The 18,929-nt window shown below is 71.8% G+C and carries 17 protein-coding genes and 1 pseudogene; 1 reads left to right on the forward strand and 17 read right to left on the reverse strand.

Going from position 1 to position 18,929, the window contains the following annotated elements:
- Positions 1 to 23: 23 nt before the first annotated feature.
- The 17 genes from IF00_RS0101510 to IF00_RS0101590 all read right to left on the reverse strand — a co-directional run bounded on the left by IF00_RS0101510 (position 24) and on the right by IF00_RS0101590 (position 17,801).
- A complete protein-coding gene (locus IF00_RS0101510; RefSeq protein WP_030313292.1) occupies positions 24 to 638 on the reverse strand; it encodes an FMN reductase in 615 nt (204 codons plus the stop codon).
- Positions 635 to 1,720: an LLM class flavin-dependent oxidoreductase gene (locus IF00_RS0101515; RefSeq protein WP_030313295.1), complete on the reverse strand. Its 1,086-nt coding sequence runs from the start codon at positions 1,718 to 1,720 to the stop codon at positions 635 to 637. Before IF00_RS0101515 ends, IF00_RS0101510 begins: the two co-directional genes overlap by 4 nt.
- 104 nt (positions 1,721 to 1,824) lie before the next feature.
- Positions 1,825 to 2,661 carry an alpha/beta fold hydrolase gene (locus tag IF00_RS0101520; protein ID WP_030313297.1) on the reverse strand — a complete coding sequence of 279 codons (837 nt, stop codon included), beginning with the start codon at positions 2,659 to 2,661 and terminating at the stop codon, positions 1,825 to 1,827.
- Between the two features lie 132 nt (positions 2,662 to 2,793).
- Positions 2,794 to 5,550: a helix-turn-helix transcriptional regulator gene (locus tag IF00_RS0101525; protein ID WP_030313300.1), complete on the reverse strand. Its 2,757-nt coding sequence runs from the start codon at positions 5,548 to 5,550 to the stop codon at positions 2,794 to 2,796.
- Positions 5,547 to 6,434 (reverse strand): carbohydrate ABC transporter permease, encoded by an 888-nt coding sequence (locus IF00_RS0101530; RefSeq protein ID WP_030313302.1) that lies wholly within the window; start codon positions 6,432 to 6,434, stop codon positions 5,547 to 5,549. The genes IF00_RS0101525 and IF00_RS0101530 overlap by 4 nt, the downstream gene beginning before the upstream one ends.
- Positions 6,431 to 7,396, reverse strand: a complete 966-nt coding sequence (locus tag IF00_RS0101535) for a carbohydrate ABC transporter permease (RefSeq protein ID WP_030313304.1) — start codon at positions 7,394 to 7,396, stop codon at positions 6,431 to 6,433. The genes IF00_RS0101530 and IF00_RS0101535 overlap by 4 nt, the downstream gene beginning before the upstream one ends.
- On the reverse strand, positions 7,396 to 8,727 hold the full coding sequence (locus IF00_RS0101540) for an ABC transporter substrate-binding protein (protein WP_030313306.1): 1,332 nt from the start codon (positions 8,725 to 8,727) through the stop codon (positions 7,396 to 7,398). Before IF00_RS0101540 ends, IF00_RS0101535 begins: the two co-directional genes overlap by 1 nt.
- Positions 8,728 to 8,831: 104 nt before the next feature.
- Entirely contained in the window at positions 8,832 to 9,557 is a 726-nt protein-coding gene (locus IF00_RS0101545) for an alpha/beta fold hydrolase (RefSeq protein ID WP_030313309.1), read from the reverse strand.
- Positions 9,558 to 9,604: 47 nt separating this feature from the next.
- Entirely contained in the window at positions 9,605 to 9,916 is a 312-nt protein-coding gene (locus tag IF00_RS0101550; RefSeq protein WP_030313311.1) for a GNAT family N-acetyltransferase, read from the reverse strand.
- A gap of 45 nt (positions 9,917 to 9,961) precedes the next feature.
- A complete protein-coding gene (locus tag IF00_RS0101555; RefSeq protein WP_030313313.1) occupies positions 9,962 to 10,690 on the reverse strand; it encodes a GPR1/FUN34/YaaH family transporter in 729 nt (242 codons plus the stop codon).
- A 14-nt stretch (positions 10,691 to 10,704) separates the two neighbouring features.
- Positions 10,705 to 12,591, reverse strand: a complete 1,887-nt coding sequence (locus tag IF00_RS0101560; RefSeq protein WP_030313315.1) for an amidohydrolase — start codon at positions 12,589 to 12,591, stop codon at positions 10,705 to 10,707.
- Positions 12,588 to 13,541, reverse strand: coding sequence for an alpha/beta hydrolase (locus IF00_RS0101565; protein WP_030313316.1), 954 nt, complete (start codon positions 13,539 to 13,541; stop codon positions 12,588 to 12,590). Before IF00_RS0101565 ends, IF00_RS0101560 begins: the two co-directional genes overlap by 4 nt.
- A gap of 42 nt (positions 13,542 to 13,583) precedes the next feature.
- Entirely contained in the window at positions 13,584 to 14,405 is an 822-nt protein-coding gene (locus IF00_RS0101570) for an alpha/beta fold hydrolase (RefSeq protein ID WP_030313317.1), read from the reverse strand.
- A gap of 104 nt (positions 14,406 to 14,509) precedes the next feature.
- A complete protein-coding gene (locus IF00_RS0101575; RefSeq protein ID WP_030313318.1) occupies positions 14,510 to 15,952 on the reverse strand; it encodes a dihydrolipoyl dehydrogenase family protein in 1,443 nt (480 codons plus the stop codon).
- The gene (locus IF00_RS0101580; RefSeq protein WP_030313319.1) at positions 15,952 to 16,530 is read right to left on the reverse strand and encodes a Dps family protein; all 579 of its coding nucleotides are present in this window, start codon (positions 16,528 to 16,530) and stop codon (positions 15,952 to 15,954) included. Before IF00_RS0101580 ends, IF00_RS0101575 begins: the two co-directional genes overlap by 1 nt.
- A 93-nt stretch (positions 16,531 to 16,623) precedes the next feature.
- Positions 16,624 to 17,133 carry a DoxX family membrane protein gene (locus IF00_RS0101585; RefSeq protein WP_030313320.1) on the reverse strand — a complete coding sequence of 170 codons (510 nt, stop codon included), beginning with the start codon at positions 17,131 to 17,133 and terminating at the stop codon, positions 16,624 to 16,626.
- Positions 17,134 to 17,138: 5 nt separating this feature from the next.
- Positions 17,139 to 17,801: a hydrolase gene (locus tag IF00_RS0101590; RefSeq protein ID WP_030313322.1), complete on the reverse strand. Its 663-nt coding sequence runs from the start codon at positions 17,799 to 17,801 to the stop codon at positions 17,139 to 17,141.
- A gap of 799 nt (positions 17,802 to 18,600) precedes the next feature.
- Between IF00_RS0101590 and IF00_RS46000 the strand changes: the two are divergent.
- Positions 18,601 to 18,828 (forward strand): annotated as a pseudogene (locus IF00_RS46000) (ABC transporter ATP-binding protein); the annotation flags it as partial.
- Positions 18,829 to 18,929 lie beyond the last annotated feature (101 nt).

Below are 18,929 nucleotides of genomic sequence, written 5' to 3' on the forward strand. Positions count from 1 at the left end.
CGTCGCCCGGCCCGAGGCCCGTCTCAGTCGAAGCGCAGGTCGGCGAGTTGCCGTTCGAGGTCGGCGACGTCGTCCTCAGGCTGTTCACCGACCGGGCGCGCCGCAATGAGCGCGGCGAGCTCGACGCCCGCCCGGCGAACGCGGCCGGGCAGGCCGTCGGTGTACTCGTCTCCCCCCGAGCCCCAGTCCTCGGAGGCCGCGAACACGCCGGTGGGGACGACGACGGCGCGGAGATAGGCGAAGAGCGGGCGCACGGCGTGCTCAAGGACCAGGGAGTGGCGGGCGGTACCGCCCGTCGCCGCAGTCAGGACCGGCTTCCCGGAGAGGGCTTCCGGATCGATCACGTCGAAGAAGGACTTGAAGAGACCGCTGTAAGAGGCCGCGAACACGGGAGTCACCACGATCAGGCCGTCAGCCGCCGTCACCGCGTCGATCGCGGCGCTCAGTCGCGGCGGCGGAAATCCGGTCACGAGGTGGTCGGCGATGTCGCCGGCCAGTTCCCGCAGCTCCACGACCTCGATCGACGGCACCTGCCCGCGGGCGGCGAGTTCGTCGCGGGCCGCCTCGGTCAGCCGGTCCGCGAGCAGGCGGGTGGAGGAGGGGGTGCTCAGCCCCGCGGAGACGACGATCAGCCTCATGCGGCGGACACCTCCCGGACCGCTCGGAGCGACGCGTGCGTGGGGGCCTCCGGCACGCCGGCCGGACGCCCCTTCGCGAACTCCCTCCGCAGGACGGGCACGACCTCTTCGCCGAGGATGTCCAGCTGTTCAAGGACGGTCTTCAGAGGCAGGCCCGCGTGGTCCATCAGGAACAGCTGGCGCTGGTAGTCGCCGACGCTCTCCCTGAACGACAGGGTCCGCTCGATGACCTGCTGGGGAGAGCCCACCGTCAGCGGGGTCTGCTCGGTGAAGTCCTCCATCGACGGGCCGTGGCCGTACACGGGAGCGTTGTCGAAGTAGGGACGGAACTCCCGTACGGCGTCCTGGGAGTTCTTGCGCATGAAGACCTGTCCGCCCAGGCCGACGACGGCGTCCTCGGGCCGGCCGTGGCCGTGGTGCGCGAACCGGCGCCGGTAGAGCTGCACCATGCGCCTGGTGTGGTCGGCCGGCCAGAAGATGTTGTTGTGGAAGAAGCCGTCGCCGTAGAAGGCGGCCTGTTCCGCGATCTCGGGGGACCTGATGGATCCGTGCCAGACGAAAGGAGGGACGCCGTCCAGGGGCCGGGGTGTCGACGTGAAGGACTGGAGCGGCGTACGGAACGTGCCCTCCCAGTCCACGACGTCCTCGCGCCACAGCCGGCGCAGCAGCGTGTAGTTCTCCTTGGCGAGGTTGATGCCCTGGCGGATGTCCTGGCCGAACCACGGGTAGACCGGACCGGTGTTGCCGCGGCCCAGCATGAGGTCGACCCGGCCGTCGGCCAGGTGCTGGAGCATCGCGTAGTCCTCGGCGATCTTCACCGGGTCGTTGGTGGTGATCAGCGTCGTGGACGTGGACAGGATCAGCTTCTCGGTACGGGCGGCGATGTAGCCGAGCATGGTCGTCGGCGACGACGGGACGAACGGCGGGTTGTGGTGCTCGCCGGTCGCGAAAACGTCAAGGCCGACTTCCTCGGCCTTGAGGGCGATGGCGACCATCGCCTTGATGCGCTCGTGTTCCGACGGAGTACGGCCGTCGGTGGGGTCGGGGGTCACGTCCCCGACGGTGAAGATGCCGAACTGCATGGGGCGTCTGCTCTCCTGAGGTCGTCCGGTTCCCGCGCCGGGACCGGGGGCCGGGGTGACGCCGGGGCACCGGCGTCACCTAGCGGGTCAACGGTGCGGCGTCTTCACTTCGCCAGGAAGGCGAGGAGGGCGGCGTTGACCTCCTCCGCGTGGGTCCACAGCAGTCCGTGCGGGGCGCCCTCGATCTCGACGTAGTCAGCCGACGGGAGCGCCTTGTGGAACGGGCGCGCGGTGCCTTCGGCCGGCAGGATGCGGTCGGCGGTGCCGTGCAGGATCAGAGCGGGCACGTCGACGGCCGGGATGTCGGCGCGGAAGTCGGTGTACCAGGTCGACGGCGCGGCGGACGCGGCGAAGGAGCCGCCGCCGGCCGCGGTGTTCCAGCTGTTGCGGACCGCTTCCTCGCTGATCCGGGTGCCCAGGTTCTCGTCGAGGTTGTAGAAGTCGCTGAAGAAGGCCGTGTAGTAGGCGTAGCGGTCGGCCTTGACGGCGGCGACGACGCCGTCGAAGAACTCCTTCGGGGCGACGCCGTCCGGGTTGTCGTCGCTCTTCAGCAGGCAGGGCTCCAGGGAGGCCAGGAAGGCGACCTTGGCGACGCGGGCGGAGCCGTACGTGGACACGTAGCGGGCGACCTCGCCCGTACCCATGGAGAAGCCGACGAGGACGGCGTCCCGCAGGTCGAGGGCCTCCATCACGGTGTTCAGGTCGGCCGCGAAGGTGTCGTAGTCGTAGCCGGTGGTCGGCTGCGAGGACTGCCCGAAACCGCGGCGGTCGTAGGTGATCACGCGGTATCCGGCGTCGAGCAGCGCGGCGCTCTGGCGCTCCCAGGAGTGCCCGTCGAGCGGGAAGCCGTGAATGAGGACGACCGGCTGCCCGGCACCCTGATCCTCGAAGTACAGCTCGATGGGGTTGGTGTTCTCCTGGCCCACGGTGATGTACGGCATGGGGGTTCCCTCGTTTCGGGTGGACTGGTCCGCGCGTCGGAGCGGCGCGGCATGCCCGTCACGCTAGGACCGGTCCCGCGCCTCCTGTTGCCGTCCTGCGCACCGCACCTGGCACGGGGGCGCAGAGGTTGCTCAGCGGCCGGTGGCCGTTCCGGTGTCGTCCTCCGCCAGGACGATCCGGGCCAGGTGGACCCGCGAGCGCACCCCGAGCTTGCGGAAGATCGACGCCAGATGGGTGTTGATCGTGTGCGGGGAGACGACGAGGGCCTCCGCGGCCGACCGGTTGGAGTGACCCGCGGCGATCAGCCGGGCCACCTTGCGTTCCGAGGCGGTCAGCGCGTCCCAGCCCTGGTCGGCGCGCGGCCGCAGGCGTCCGGTGCGCCGGCCGGGGCGGCTGGTGGCTCGTTCCAGATCGGCCTGGACCCGGTCGGCCTCCGCGTCGGCCCCGGCCTGGGCGTAGAGGCCGTGCGCCCTGGTCAGGGCGGGTGTCGCGGCGGCGTGGCCCGAGGTCAGCAGCGCGCGCCCGAGGTCGGCGGATGCGGCGGCGAGGGGCAGCGGCCGGGGGCCGGTGAGGAGGATGCGGACCGCCCGCTCCAGGAGTCCGTGGTCGCCGTTCACCAGGGCGGACGCGTGGGCGGCGGTCCCCTGGGCGGTCGGCACGGTGGGGTTGCGAGCGGCGTGTTCGGCGGCCTGGTCCGCGAGGTCCTCGGCCAGGTTCCGGTCCCCGCCGCGCAGGGCGATCCGCACGGCCTGGACGACATGAGGGCGCAGCAGCCGCCACCGGAGGAAGGGGTGGTCCCGCTGCACGGACCGGACCAGTTCGGCCGCTGCCGCGTGGTCGCCGCCGGAGTCGGCGACGACGGCCTCGAAGTACTGGTGCGTGGCGTGGTTGCCGGCGTTCGGCCGGTCGGTCACGGCCGCCCGCACGACGTCCAGGTGTTCCCGCGCGGCTTCGCGGTCGCCGCGCAGCATCGCGAGGAGACCGCGGTTGACGCGGAGGTTGACCAGGTTGCCGGGCACGTGGAGGTCCGCTTCGAGCCGCTCGACGGTGATGAAGTCGGCGTCCGCGTCGTCGAGCCGGCCGAGCCCCATGCTCAGGGTTCCCTGGGCCCAGATCAGCATGGCGGGGCGCAGGGGGGCGTCGCCCGCCGTCCGGAGCAGTCGCCGTACGGTGTCGAAGTCGTCCGTGTGGATCCGGGCGACGGCCTCCTCGGGGAGGAAGGCCGTGTCGAACACACACAGCGCAGTGTGGTGTTCGACGGCGGCGGCGCAGTCGCCCGCGTTGAGGGCGATCTCGCCAAGGCCCCACAGCGCGAGGACGCGGGCCTCCCGGTCGCCGGCCCGCTCCGCCTCGGCGAGCGCCCGTTCGCCGGTCTCGCGAGCGGCCCCGAGGTCGCTCCCGCGGGACCGGGCCAGGGCCTGCCGGGCGGTCAGGCGGGCGCGGATCGCGGGGTCGGTGACGGCTGCCAGCGCCGCCGTCGTGCGGCGGGTCAGCTCGTGGACGTCGTCGAGGTGCCACAGCGTGTCGCCGAGTACGGACTGCAGACGGGCGAAGACGTCGAGGGGCGGCTGCCGGGCGAGCAGCGCGTCGCCGGTGTCCCGTGCCCGGGTGTACCGGCCCGCGCGGGTCAGCGCGACGATGGCCCGCTCGCCCACGTCGTACGCCATGGGCGCACGGGGCGGTACGAGTTCCAGGGCGCGTACGGCCAGGTCGGCGGCGAGGTCGGGCATCACGTCGACCACGTCCTCGGCGGCTGTGCCGAGCAGTCCGATCGCCTCCATGTCACCGGGTTCGGCGCTCTTCAGCAGGTGCGGGACCGCGTCGACGGAGCTCCGGCCCGCCGAGACGAGACGGCTCGCGGCCTCCCGGTGCAGCGCCCGGCGTACGGAGGGGGCAAGGTCGGCGTACACCGCCTGGCGGAGCAGGTCGTGTCGGAACAGGAGGCGTTCGCCGTCGTCGTGGAGGAGGGCGGCGGCGATGGCCTCGTCCACTTCGGCGCTGAGTGCGGAGGCGGGCCGGCCGCACAGGGCGGCGGCGTCGGCGAGTGAGAACGCGCGGCCGAGGACCGAGCCGATCCGCAGGAAGTGCAGGGTGTCCGGCCGGAGGTCGGCCAGTCGGCCGCGTACGCCGAGGACCAGCCGCTCGGGCGGTTCCGGCCCGTCCGCGCCCGTCGCCGCGATGCCTGTGAGCATCTCGGCCGCGAGGAACGGGTTGCCGCCCGCCCCGTCAAGGAGCTCCTCGACCCGCGCCGGCAGGTCCCCGCCGAGGACGTCGCGGGCCAGCTCGGCCAGGGCCGTCTCTGACAGCGGCCGCAGCGGGAGGGTCGTCGTCCGCGGTCCCTGCCCGTGCAGTTCCGGGTCCTCCCTGCCCGTGAGCAGCCAGAGGACCGGAGAGCTGAGCAGCCGTGCCGGCATGACACTGAGGGCGAAGCGGCTCAGCGGGTCGGCCCATTGGACGTCGTCGACCGCGATCAGTAGGGGCGTGCCCGCCGAGCGTTCCTCGATCAGCTGGGCCAGTCGTTCTACGAGCCAGATGCGCTGGTCGTGGTGGCCGGCGAGGTCCGCGAAGTCCGTGCCGGAGAGCAGTGGCGGGTCGCCGTGCAGGAGGCCCGAGGCCAGTGAGGCGAGGGGGGCCAGCTCGTGCAGCTCCTCGGCACGTCCGTGGCTGACGAGGAATCCGTGGGCCCGTGCCAGCGAGACGGCCTCCTGGAGCAGCACGGTCTTCCCGATCCCGGGCTCGCCCAGGAGCAGCGCGATCGCTCCTTCCTCGCCGTCGCGCACCGCCTCGACCAGGGCGCGCAGCCGCTCCAGCTCGGCTTCGCGGCCCCGCAGTCCGGGCCGGCTCAGCCGCGTGGCCATGGCTCGTTCGTCGGGCCGGTCGGGGCTCATCCCTTGACCGATCCGGCGAGCAGTCCCCGTGCGAAGTGCCGCCGTAGGGAGAAGAAGACGAGCAGCGGGACGACCGCCGCCACGAAGGCTCCCGCGGTGAGCCGCTGCCATTCGTTGCCGTAGGTCCCGGCCAGGCTCGCCAGTCTGACGGTCATCGGCGCGGTCTCGGCCGTTCCGCCGGACAGGGTCAGTGCCACGAGGAGATCGTTCCACACCCAGATGAACTGGATGATGGCGAAGCTGACCAGGGCCGGGCGGGCCAGCGGCAGCACGATCCGGAGCAGGAGCGTCCCGTGCGACGCGCCGTCGATGCGGGCGGCCTCGATCAGGTCCCGGGGCAGTCCTGCCAGGAAGTTGTGCAGGAGGAACACTGCGAACGGCAGCGCGAAGACCGTGTGGGCGAACCAGACCTGGCCGAACCGAGCGGGTCCGGTGAGGTGCCACGCGGGCAGGAAGAGCCAGCCCTGGGAGAAGAGCTTCAGGAGAGGGACGAGCGCCATCTGGAGCGGCACGACCTGGAGCGCGAAGATGCCGACGACGAGCGCGTCGCGCCCCCTGAAGTCGATCCAGGCCAGGGCGTACGCCGCGAACAAGGCCAGGACGAGCGGGAACAGCACCGAGGGAACGGTGATGACGACGGAGTTGACGAAGTACTCCGCGAGCCGCCCCGACCCGTTCCCGCCGCCGGACAGCGCCTCGCCGTAGTTGTCGAGCGTGAGGTGAGGCGTACCGAACACGGTCCACCAGCCCGTCGTCTTGATCTCCTCCTCGGGGCGGAACGAGGAGAGCAGGAGACCGAGGGTCGGTGTCGTCCAGAGGACCGCGATCACCACGGCGACCGACGTGAAGGCGCGGGAGGCGAGACGCTCCCGGACGCCGTTCACCTCGTCCTCCGCTGCGCCCTGATCTGGTGGGCGACGAAGGGGGTGACGAAGAGGAAGAGGAGCACGGCGAGCGCCGCGCCGCGGCCTGTCTCGCCGTAGCGGAAGGCCTGGTCGTACATCTCGTGGGCGATGACGCCCGTGTCGAACTGTCCGCCGGTCATGGTCTTGACGATGTCGAAGGCCTTGAAGGTGCCGATCGCCTGGGCGAGGAGCACGACGAGCAGCGTGGGCCTGATCGACGGCAGGGTGATCCGCCGGAAGATCTGCCGGGGGGACGCGCCGTCGAGCCGGGCGGCCTCGGTCAGCTCCGTGGGTACGGCTCTGATCGCGCCGTCCAGCAGGACGGCCGCGAAGCCCGCCTGGGTCCACACCATCACCCCGATGAGGAACAGGACGTTCCAGGGGGAGTCCACGAGCCATTGCCTGGGTTCGCCGCCGAACCCGACGACGAGCTGGTTCAGCAGCCCGATCTGCCCGGCTTCCGAGGGACGGTAGGCGTAGACGAACTTCCAGACGACACCCGCGCCGACGAGGGAGATCGCCATCGGCATGAGGACGAGGGACAGCGCGAGCGCCCCGAACCGCGACCGTGCGACAGCCGCCGCGTAGAGCAGACCGGCCGCGGTCGACGTCAGCGGCACGAGCACCACCCACGCCAGGGTGTTACGCAGCGCCACCAGCGCCCGGTGGTCGGTGAACATCCACACATAGTTGTCGAAGCCGGCCCACGCGTCTCCCCCGCCGACGGTGAACGACAGCACCAGGGTGCGCAGACCGGGCAGGAGGAGACCGACCGTGAGCAGCAGCAGCGCGGGGGTCAGCAGGATCAGGGCCGCGGCCCTCCTCCGTACCGGCCCCCGGTGCAGCGCGAGCAGGACCAGGGCGACCACCGCCGCGAAGGCGGCGACGCCCTGGAGCAGGTACATCAGCTTGGGCTGCTGGGCGACGGTGTCGAACGACATCAGTGGCTCGGCCAGGACCGTTCGACGGAGTCGGCGACCTGCCGGGTGCTCGCGCCGCCGATCCAGTCGACGGCCCCCTTCCAGAACGTCCCGGCGCCGACCGACGCCGGCATCAGGTCTGAACCGTCGAACCTGAACTGTGTCCGGGGATCCTGGAGCAGCTGGATCGAGAGCCTGTCGACCGGGGTCGCGGCGTTCGCCGGATCCACGCCCCTGTTCGCCGAGACGAACGGACCCTTCTTCATGCGCGCGTTCGCGAAGTCCGCGGAGGCCAGGTACTCCTGGAACGCCCGCACTTCGGGACGGTCGACGAACACCGCGGTGAACACCCCACCGCCCAGTACGGGGCGGTTCGCCGGGTCGGCCCCCGGCAGGAGGAAGGTGTAGACGTCCTTGTCCGGTCCGATCTCGGTGCCCTTCGGCCACATGTCGGCGTAGAACGAGGCCTGGCGGTGCATCGCGCAGTCGCCGGAGAGAACCGGCGTGCCAGCCTCCTGGAAGGAGATCGACGCCATGGACCGGGCCGGGCCGAAGCCGCCGTTGACGTACCGGTCGTTCTTGAGGATGGACCCCACGCTGTCCATGGCCTTGATCACCCGCGGGTCGTTGAACGGGATCTCATGGGCGACCCACTGGTCGTAGACGTGCGTGCCCTGCTGGCGAAGGAGGACGTCCTCGATCCAGTCCGTCACGGGCCAGCCGGTCGCCTCGGCGGACTCGATGCCCGCGCACCACGGCTTGACGCCCGACGCCGCGACCTTCTCGGTCACGGCCATCAGCTCGGACCACGTGCGGGGAACGCTCAGCCCCTTGTCGCGGAAGAACTTCGGGGAGTACCAGACGAAGGACTTCACGTTCGCGACGAGCGGCGTGCCGTAGAGAGTGCCGTCCACGGTCGCGTAGCTGTTCCAGTCGGCCGACCAGCCCTGCTTCGCGAGAGCGGCGACGCCGGCGCTCACGGGCTTGAGCTTCCCGTCCCGCGCGAAGCGTTCCAGGAGACCGGGCTGGGGGAAGAACGCCACGTCGGGCGCGTTCCCGCCGTCGACCCGGACCTGGATCTGCGCCTCGAACTCCCCGTCCCCCTCGTACTGGACGTCGATTCCCGTGCAGTCCGCGAAGTCCGCCCAGGTCTCTTCGAACAGATCGGCCTCCCGGTCCCGGTTCTCCGCGTAGACGGTGACCTCGGTGCCGGGGTGCTTGCCGTACCGGGCGTACGGTCCGCAGTCCGCGGTGGTGTGCGAGCGCGAACCGCTGTCCTGCGGGGTGCCGCAGGCGGTGGCCGTGACGGCGAGGGTGATGACCGCGAGCGCGAGCCTCGCGCCGAACCTCATGGTTGTGCTTCCTCCGATCGCCCGCCGCAAGTTCTCGGCGGACGTTTCGGAAAGCTACAGCGTTCGAACGACAGAGACCAATCGTTCGAAGTTCAAGCGTCGGATCAGTGCCCCGTGGACCCGGCCGCCTCCAGGATCAGCTCCGCCACGGCCGTGGGCTGGGCAAGCATGACCAGGTGGGAGGAGTCGACCTCGACGGTGGTCATGCCGGCGCGCTCGTAGCCGTAGCGCTCCACGTCGGGATTGATGGTCCGGTCGGAGGAGGCCACCAGGCCCCACGAGGGCTTGGTCTTCCACGCCGCGACCGGCGCCGCCTCCGAGAAGGCCCGCGCGGCCAGGGGGCGCTGGGAGACGGCGAGCACCGCGGCGAGGTCGGGGTCGACGTCCGCGGCGAACAGGGCGGGGAAGCGGTCGATCGCCACCGAGACGTCGGTGCCGTTCTCGGTGGAACCGGCCACCGGGAACGGGGTGTAGACGAGCGCCTCGCCGAGACCGGAGTCGGGGAAGCCGCCCTGCAGCTCGCCCAGGCTCTCGCCCTCCTCGAGGGCGTAGCCCGCGAGGTACACCAGGGCGCGGACGTTGTCCTCCGTACCGGCGAGGGTGATGACGGCGCCGCCGTAGGAGTGCCCCACCAGGATGACGGGGCCTTCGACGGCACGGACCACGGAGGCGATGTACGCGGCGTCGTCGACGAGGCTCCGGTTGGGCACCGCCGGGGCTATCACCTCCAGGCCGGCGGCGGTCAGTTCGGGGATGACACGGGCGAAGCTGGAGGCGTCGGCGAAGGCGCCGTGGACCAGGACGACGGTGGGGCGGGCGTGTCGGGCCATGGGGGAACTCCTCGGTGAGTAGACGGGGAAGGCGGCGGTGGGGTGGTTCACAGGCCGAAGCGGGCGCGGCGCGCCTCGGGCACCAGGTCGGCGTACTCGGGGTGCTTGCCGATCCAGCCCCGGATGAAGGGGCAGGACGGCAGGACGCGCAGCCCGCGGGTCCGGGCGTCGTCGAGGGCGCCGCGGGCGAGCAGCCCGCCCAGGCCCCGGCCGCCGAAGCGGGGATCGATCTCGGTGTGGAAGAAGGCGATCTCGCCCTCCGAGAGGTGGTACTCGGCGAAGCCCGCGATGTCGGTGCCGTCGCCGGTGAGGACCTCGTACCGGGACTTCTCGGGCCGGTCGGTCACTCGGGGTTCCATGGGTGCTCCTGTGCGGTCGTGGTGTGACGGGGGCGGTGGCTGCGATCAGAGGGTGCGGCGCACGCCCGCATGGCGTTCGAGGTTGCGGAGCTGGACGGCGAGGTCGCCTTCGACGGCGAGGTGGGCGGGGCCGCTGCGGCCGATGGGCAGGACCTGCTCGCTGCGCATGTCCTCGAGCATCAGGGCGAACGCCGTGTACATCGCAACGACCGCCACCAGCAGGCCGAGCGCCCCGGACGTGCGCGTCAGCCATTCGGCGCCGGTGACGCCCGCGAGGCCGGTGGCCGCCCAGCGGGGCAGGGAGACCGCGAGGACGAGCCACAGCGCTCGTTTGGGCCCGGTCACGGCGGTCATCAACGCGCCGAAGCAGAGGAGGGCCAGGTTGAAGACGCCGAGGACCTTCAGGCCGTCGGCCGCACCGCTGAGCATGATGAGCGAGTAGGGCAGCCAGCTGCCGGCGAACACCGCCATCAGGGTCGCCGCGATCACGTCACGGGCGCCGAAGGCCAGGACACTGACCAGGAGTTGGAGGGCGAAGGCCGGCAGGACGGTGAAGGCGACGGCGGTGCGGGCCTCCTCGCCGAGGATCCCGAGCTGGAGGCAGCCCGTCATCACGGACGCGATGGCGATCGTGAAGAATCCGAGCGGCATGGGTGAGGCGATGGGGCGCAGGTTGATCCGTGTCATCGACCGGAGGTCCGGCTCGAAACGGCGTCCGGGCGGGGCGGCCGGGTCCAGTTCGCCGCCGTCGGCGGCCGGGGAGGCGGCAGTCATCGGATGTCTCTCTTTCAGTGATCGAAGCAGGGGTCGACGAAGGACGGCGTGGTCTGGGGGACCGAGCCGCGGGCGACACGCCACCGGCGGTGCTGCTCGGACTCGGCGACGGCCTCGGCCACGAGCGACGCCTGACGGGCACCGCTCTGGTAGCCGCCGAAGCGGGCCACGGGGCTCCACTCTGGGCTCACCGGCGGAAGGGCATCGTCGAGCCCCTCGTACTCCGCGGTCGCGTAGACGATGCGGCCGCCGACGACGGTGAGGACGGACTCGATGTCGGGGATGACGCCCTCGGGGACGGTCAGGTAGTCGTCGGAGAGGATCGCGAGGTCGCCGTACGAGCCCTCGCGCAGGGTTCCCTTGACGTCCTGCTCGCCGGTGAGCTGCGCCCCGCCCCGGGTGTAGAGGCCGAGGGCGGTCTCCCGGTCGATCAGGTTCCCCGCCGGGTAGAGGGACGTGCCGCCGACGGTGCGCCCGGTCACCAGCCAGTGGAGTGCGACCCAGGGGTTGTACGAGGAGACGCGGGTGGCGTCGGTTCCGGCGGCGACGGTCAGGCCGCGGTCGAGCATGGCCCGCACCGGCGGGGTGTGGGCGGCTGCCTCGGCACCGTAGCGGTCGAGAAACGCGGCGCCCTGGAAGGACATGCGGTTCTGGACGGAGACGGCTCCGCCGAGGGCGGCGATCCGGTCGAGGCTGCCGGCCGAGACGGTCTCCGCGTGGTCGAAGAGCCACCGGTTGCCGCCGGGGAAGAGTCCCTCCGAGGCGAGCTTCTCGAAGACGGCCAGGTCGCGGCGGATCGTCTCGTCGTACGTGGCGTGGAGGCGGAAGCCCCAGCCGTTCTCGAGCAGGAGCCGTACCGCGCTCTCGAACTCGGTCTCGTAGCCCTCGGCGAGCTCGGGCCGGGGCTCGGAGAAGTTCTCGAAGTCGGCAGCGGCCCAGGTCAGGTTCTCACCCGCGCCGTTCAGCCGGAGCCACTCGTCCCCGTCCCCGGGCTTGACCACCTCGGTCCAGCGCTTCAGGTCGGCGAGTTCCTGCCCGGCCGTCTGCGGGAAGAGGTGGTAGGCGATGCGGAGGGTCAGCTCCCCCGACCTGGCGAGGTCGACGACGGTCGCGTAGTTGTCGGGGAAGTTCTGGAAGCCGCCGGCGGCGTCGACCGCGGAGGTCAGGCCGAAGCGGTTCAGCTCCCGCAGGAAGTGCCGTGTCGATGTCCGTCTGTCGGCCTCGTCGAGAGCCGGCGCCTTGACCAGGGTCGAGTAGAGGATGAGCGCGCTCGGGGCGGCGAGGAGGACTCCGTTGGGTTCGCCGTCCCGGCCCCGGACGATCTGGCCGCCGCGAGGATCGGGGGTGTCGCGGGTGAACCCGGCCGCCCGCACCGCGGCCCGGTTCATCAGGGCCGACTGGTACAGGTGCAGGACGAAGACCGGGGTGTCGGGGGCTGCGGCGTTCAGCTCGGCGACGGTCGGCATCCGGCGCTCGGCGAACTGCTCGGCGGTCCAGCCGCCCACCACCCGGATCCACTGCCCCTTCGGGGTGCGGCCGGCCTGCTCACGCAGCATGGCCAGAGCCTGGCGGAGGCTCCGTACCCCGTCCCAGCGCAGCTCCAGGACGTAGTTCAGGCCGCCCCGGATGACGTGCAGGTGCGAGTCGTTGAGTCCTGGGATCACCCGGCGGCCCAGGGCGTCCACGACCTTCGTGCCCGGCCCGACGAGATGGGCGAGGTCGTGGTCGTCTCCGAGGGCCGCGACCCGGCCGTCGCGGATCGCGATGGCACGGGCCTCGGGTCGGCCGGGGTCGCCGGTGAACACCTTCGCATTGCGGACGAGAAGGTCGGCCTGCGCGGGTTCCCGGCGCTGGGCGGGGACGAGGCCCGCCACCGGCATGCTCATGGACGGCCCGGTCATGCGAGGGCCTTGCGCAGAGCGTCGGTGGCGACGCCGATGGCCAGTTCCGCTCCATGCGTCTCGCGCAGCGCGTTCAGCATCACGAAGTCGTGGATGACCCCCTGGACGCGCAGAGCGGTGACGGGGACGCCGGCGGCACGGAGCTTCGCCGCGTACGTCTCGCCCTCGTCGCGCAGGACGTCGGCCTCGGCGGTGATGACCAGGGCCGGCGGCAGGCCGGTGAGCTGCTCTGTGGAGGCACGCAGCGGCGAGGCGGTGATCTGGGCGCGCTCGGCCTCGTCGGTCGTGTACTGGTCCCAGAACCACTTCATGGCGTCGCGGCGCAGGAAGTAGCCCTCATCGAACTGGTGGTACGAGTCGTTGTCGAAGCTCGCGTCCGTGACCGGGTAGAAGAGGACCTGCTGGACGAGCGTGACGTCGCCGCGCTGCTTGGCCATGAGGGTGAGGGCGGCGCTCATGTTGCCGCCGACCGAGTCGCCCGCGACGGCGATCCTCGTGCCGTCGAGGTCGTTGTGGTGGCCCTCGCGGGCGACCCACTGGGCGACGCTGTAGTTCTGCTCGATGGCGACGGGGTAGCGCGCCTCGGGCGAGAGGTCGTACTCGGGGAAGACCACGGCCGCCCGGGTGCCGACGGCGAGTTCGCGGACGAGCCGGTCGTGGGTGTGGGCGTTGCCGAACACCCAGCCCGCGCCGTGGATGTAGAGGATGACGGGGAGCGGGCCGGTGGCGCCGCGGGGGCGGACGATCCGGGCGCGGACGTCACCGGTCGGGCCGCCGTGGACGGTGATCCACTCCTCGTCGACGTCCGGCAGGGGGACGCCTTCACCGTTCTGCACGTGGTCCACGGCCTTACGGCCTTCGGCGACGGGGATCTGGTAGAGGTACGGCGGCTGGGCGGTGGCATCGGCGAACGCCTGGGCGGCGGGTTCGAGGACCGGACGGTTCTTCATGAGGGGTTCTCCTTCAGGGGAGGTACGGGGCGGGTAGAGCAGTCAGCGGGGCGCCCGCGCGGCGGCGAGGATCACGTGGGTGACCACGGCCGGGCGGGACACGGCCACTGCATGGGACGCGTCCACTTCGGTGATCTGCGAACCGGCGCGCCGGGCCATCCACCGTTCGGCGGCCGGCGGGATGTTCCTGTCGGCGGTGGCGATCAGCGCCCAGGACGGGATCGTCCTCCAGGCGGCTTCCCCGGCCTTCTCCTCCAGCGCGGTGGTGGCGACCGGGCGCTGGGTCGCGGCCATGACAGCCGCGTCGGCAGTGGGGACGTCGGCGGCGAACTGCCGGTGGAACTTGGACCGTTCGATGACGAGCTCGGTGCCGGTGCCACCGCCGGGCAGCGGGTACGACCGCGGGTTCACGGTGTCGCCGAGGGTGGAGCCGGGGAACTTGGCGGCGAGTTCGGCCGCGCTCTCGCCCTTGTCCGGGGTGAACGCGGCGATGTAGACGAGGGCCTTCACACGGCTGTTGCCCACCGCGGCGCCACTGATGACGGCGCCGCCGTAGGAGTGGCCGACCAGGACGACGGGTCCGTCGACAGCGGCCAGCACGCTGCGCAGGTAGGTGGTGTCCGCGGCGAGACCGCGCAGCGGGTTGGCGGGGGCCAGGACGGGGTAGCCGGCGTGCTGCAGCCGCCTGATCGTGCCGCTCCAGCTGGAGGCGTCCACGAACGCTCCGTGGACCAGGACGATCGTGGGCTTGGGAACGTACCGGTCGGTGTTCTCGGCGGCGGGGCGGCTCACGGGTGCGGCGCCGATCAGGGCGGCGAGCGTCGCGGGCATGGCGAGGGCGAGGGTGCGCCTCGTGAGTTGCATGGGTGGGTGTGTCCTTGTCGGGTGGGGGGGGGAAGCGTTGGGTTGTGCTCGGTCAAGCGGGAGGGGTACGCCCGTCGAGCGGGGCTCGGGGGAGGGGCCAGACCTCAGAGGCCGTACGCCTCCAGGAGCCGGAGCCAGACCTCGCTCACCGTCGGGAAGGCGGGCACGGCGTGCCACAGGCGCTCCAGAGGGACCTCGCCCACGATGGCGACGGTGGCCGTGTGGATGAGCTCGGTCGCCATCGGGCCGGTGAGGGTGCAGCCGACGACGACGCCTCGGGTCTCGTCGACGACGAGCTTGGCGAGGCCGCGGTAGTCGTCCGCGTGGAGCGCGGCGCCGGCGACGTCGTCGATGCGGTACTCCACCGTGCGTACCGCGAGACCCGCTTCGCGTGCCGCGCGTTCGGTGAGACCCACGCTCGCCACCTCGGGACGGGTGAAGACGGCCTGCGGCACGGCGAAACGGTCGGCTTCCGCGCTCCACCGCTGCCGCCCGCCGGTGACGGCCGGACGCCCGGCGGCTCGCTCGACGATCGCCGCCGCGCAGGCACGGGCCTGGTACTTGGCCATGTGGGTCAGAGGCGCGCGCCGGTTGACGTCGCCGACGGCGTAGAGCCAGTCGCCGTCGATCCCCGCGGTGACCCGACAGGTGTCGTCGACCGGGAGCCAGTCGCCGACGGGCAGTCCGACGGTCTCCAAGCCGAGGTCGGCCGTGCGCGGGCGACGGCCCACGGCGGCAAGGACCTCGTCGCAGACGAGGGCGGTGCCGTCGTCGGTCTCCACGGTCACGGTGCGCGTGGTCTCGTCACGGGCGACCCGGACGGCCGACACCCCGAAGCGGATCCTGACGCCCAGATCGCTCAGCCCTCGGGTGACCTCTTCGCCGGCGCACGGCTCCCAGCCGGTCAGCAGGGCCCGGTCGCGGACGAGCAGGGTGGCGGAGGCGCCGAGCGAGCGCCATGCGGTGGCCATCTCACAGGCCACCACTCCCCCGCCGATGACGACGAGCCGCGCGGGCACCGCGTCGGCGGTGGTGGCCTGCCGGTTGGTCCACACACCGATCCGGTCGAGCCCTTCGACCGGCGGGAGGGCGGGTTCCGTGCCGGTGCAGACCACGACCGCGCGCCGGGCCTGCAGGGTACGGACCGTGCCGTCGGGCGCGGTCACCTCCACCCGGCGCTCACCGGCGAGCCGTCCGTGGCCCCGTACGAGCGCGATGCCCGCACCGTCGAGCCAGTCGGCCTGGCCGGTGTCGTCACCGCGCCCGGTGAACCGGTCGCGGCGGGCCAACACCCGCGCCGGGTCGAGTGCCGCCGTGACCGCTTGCCGGGCCCCGTCGACCGAGCGGGCCTCCGCTCGGGCGGCGCCGGGACGCAGCAGAGCCTTGCTCGGCACGCAGGCACGGTAGGAGCACTCGCCGCCGACCGCCTCTGCCTCGACGACGACGGCTGTCAGCCCCGACCGGACGATCCGGTCGGCGACGACCTCGCCGGCCGGCCCTCCGCCGACCACGACGACGTCGTACGCGTCCTCGTCCGGGGCCGCCATCAGCCGCGTACCAGCGGGGTGTCCACGAGGTGCTCGGCCAGGAACCACACCTGCGCCTCACCGGTACGGATGACCTCGGAGACGAGCAGGTCGGTGCTGCCCTCGTCGCCCTCGGCCGAGATCCGGGCGGCAGCGTCCCGCGCGTCGATCAGGATCCGCTCGTGCGCGTCGAGGAGCCGCGACAACATGACGGGAACCGGCTCCACCCCGTCCGGTGGCCGGGGGATCGCCGTCAGCTCCGCGACGTGGCGAGGGTCCCCGACGGCGACGCCGCCGAGGCTCTGGACCCGCTCGGCCAGCGCGTCCACGATGGCCAGTTGGGCCTCCGCGTGCTTGTCCAGCATGAGGTGGAGCGAGTAGAAGGTCGCCCCGCGCATGAGCCAGTGGTGCTTCTTGTAGAGGGAGTAGAGGATCTGCGTGTCGGCGAGGACGCGGTTCAGCCGCTGGCAGGCGTACATACGGGTGTCGTGGCCGAGGCCGATCGGCAGCTGCTTGAGCGTGCCGAACGCCTGGATCTCGGCGCCCTTCTGATGCAGCAGGGGCTGACCGCCGCCGTGCGGAGACGTGAGGGTGTCCATCGAGTACTCCTGTACAGGGAGAAGTGGGTGGGTGGGCCCGGCCGCCCGGTCGGGGGTGCGCGGCCGGCCGGACCCGGTCTGCGTTGCTCGCGCTCAGCGCTCGGCGATCGCCGGGGCGGCGGGGGGCCGGTGCAGGACGAGCCGGGTGAGGAGCCCACTGCCGAGACCGGCCACGAGCGCGAGGGCGGCCCACCCCAGGGGGTACGGCGTGAGGCCGAGGGCCGCGTCGAGGGACCAGGCGCCGGGGCCGGTGGCGGCGAGCGCGGCAGCGGTGCCGATGAGGACGAGCGGGTACTCGTACCCGTCGTTCTGCACCCAGAGCCCGTGGCGCCATTTCACGGTGAGGGCGACGGTCATGACCCCGATGGCGCCGGTGGCGGCGAGAGGGGTCAGGAGGCCGGCGGCGAGCAGCAGGCCGGAGCCGATCTGACCGCCGCCCGCCGCCAGGGCGGTGAGGGCGCCGCCGCGGAAACCGTCACCACGGAACTCCTCCGTACCGCCCTCGAGTCCCTTGCCGCCCAGGTGTCGGCTGACCTTCTGCACACCGTGCCCGGCGACGAGCAGTCCCACCAGCAGACGCAGGATCAGAATGCCGGTGTCCACAGGGGTCAGCCGGCCGCGTGCGCGCCGATGACCGACTGCGCGTACACGACACCCAGGCCGTACGCGCCCGCGTGGGCCTTGACGATCTCCATGACGGCGCCGTACGTCTCCTGGCGCGCCCAGTCGCGCTGCAGCTCCAGGAGGACCTGGACCCAGGTCACGGGGACGGCGCCGGCGGCGATCATCCGCTGCAGCGCGTGCTCGTGGGCGGCCGGGCTGACGCCGCCGGAGGCGTCGGTCACGACGTACACCTCGTAACCCTGCTCCAGCGCCGAGAGCGCGGGCAGCACCAGGCAGACCTCGGTCCACAGACCCGACACAATGATCTTCTTGCGTCCGGTCGCCTTGACCGCCGCTACGAGCGCCTCGTCCTCCCAGGCGTTCATGGTGGTGCGGTCGATGATCTCGTTCTTGGGGAACACCTCCGCGAGCTGCGGCAGCAGGGGGCCCGAGAAGGACTCGGCGGCGACCGTGGTCAGAACGGCCGGCACGTCGAACGCCTGGGCGGCCTTGGCGAGACCCACGGTGCTGTTGATGATCGCGGTCCGGTCGCCGCTGCCGGTGCCGAAGAACATCTGCGGCTGGTGGTCCACGAAGAGCATGACCGAGTTGTCGGGCGTGAGCAGGTCCTTGCTCGGAGCGGCCTGCACCTTGTTGATGTCGAACATGAGGGGTCCTTTCGAAGCAATCGATAGCGCACCTGCCGCATCGGCGGCTCGGCACTTCGTCAAGCTACGAGCGACCCGACCGACCGCGTTGACCTCCTGCGCCCAGGAGTTGGCACGACAGCGCACAACCGGTGAAGGACGAGAGCCACGCCGTGTCACCAGCCCGAACTCGGCAAGGCCGCGACGCCGATCCCCAGAGGTGATCGCACGGAGAACCCGCCTGGGCCAACGAGGCGACTCGACCGAGCCACTTCACACATCCCGGCTCCCGCCCCTGTCACTCGACGGCGCAACCGAAGCGAACCGCACAGGCAGGACGCAGAGACCATCATCTCGGCAGCGTGCGCTGCCGACCCTCCCAAGCGGCGCCTAGCCTTACGCCGAGCCAAGAAGGGCCTTCTCACCAGCGGACGCCGCCGGGCAGCAGGAGCAACTGGGGAGAGTGAAGCCGCTTTGGAGAGCGGAAAGACCGGCCCGCCGACACTCCCCGCACCAGATGTCGCGCGCCTGACGCCCTGTCATCAAACTCGGCAAAGGGTCAGCATTCAGCTGACCGGACCCGCTCGGACGCGAGCACATCCTGGAAGCACACCCGCCTACCGCGAGACCGGGAGGCGCTGCCACACGCCTCCCTCCCACACTCGCGACGACAGCGACAGGCAGGCCGAGGCATCCCCACCCCTACATCGACTCCGGGGAGAAAACCCCAGTTCAGCGCACCCTCCCCCGCGCCTTCAGCTGGATCGCCGGGACCTCCGGAGCGTCCAGCCGGTCGCCGTCGCAGCCCTTCACCTCGCCCAACGAGCTGGCGCTGCGGGACGTCATCGCCGAGACGGCACGCGAGACCACCGTCCTGGTGGTGGCCCACCGCCTGTCCACGGTCACGAACGCCGAGCGCATCGTCGTCATGGACGCCGGCACGGTCCGTACGATCGGCACCCATGAGGAACTGGTGGACAGGGACGAGCTGTACACACAGCTGGCCGCGACCCAGCTCCTGACCCCGGCGGGGCGCCCCGGCGGGTAGAGCGGGTGTCCCCCACCGGCCGCCCCCGCCGCACGGCGGGGCGGAGGTCCACGCAGAGACCACGAGGAGTGCCACGCGTGGATCGGCGCAGCCGGGACGGG

The organism is Streptomyces flavochromogenes (assembly GCF_000717595.1).
GTDB classification, from domain to species: Bacteria; Actinomycetota; Actinomycetes; order Streptomycetales; family Streptomycetaceae; genus Streptomyces; species Streptomyces flavochromogenes.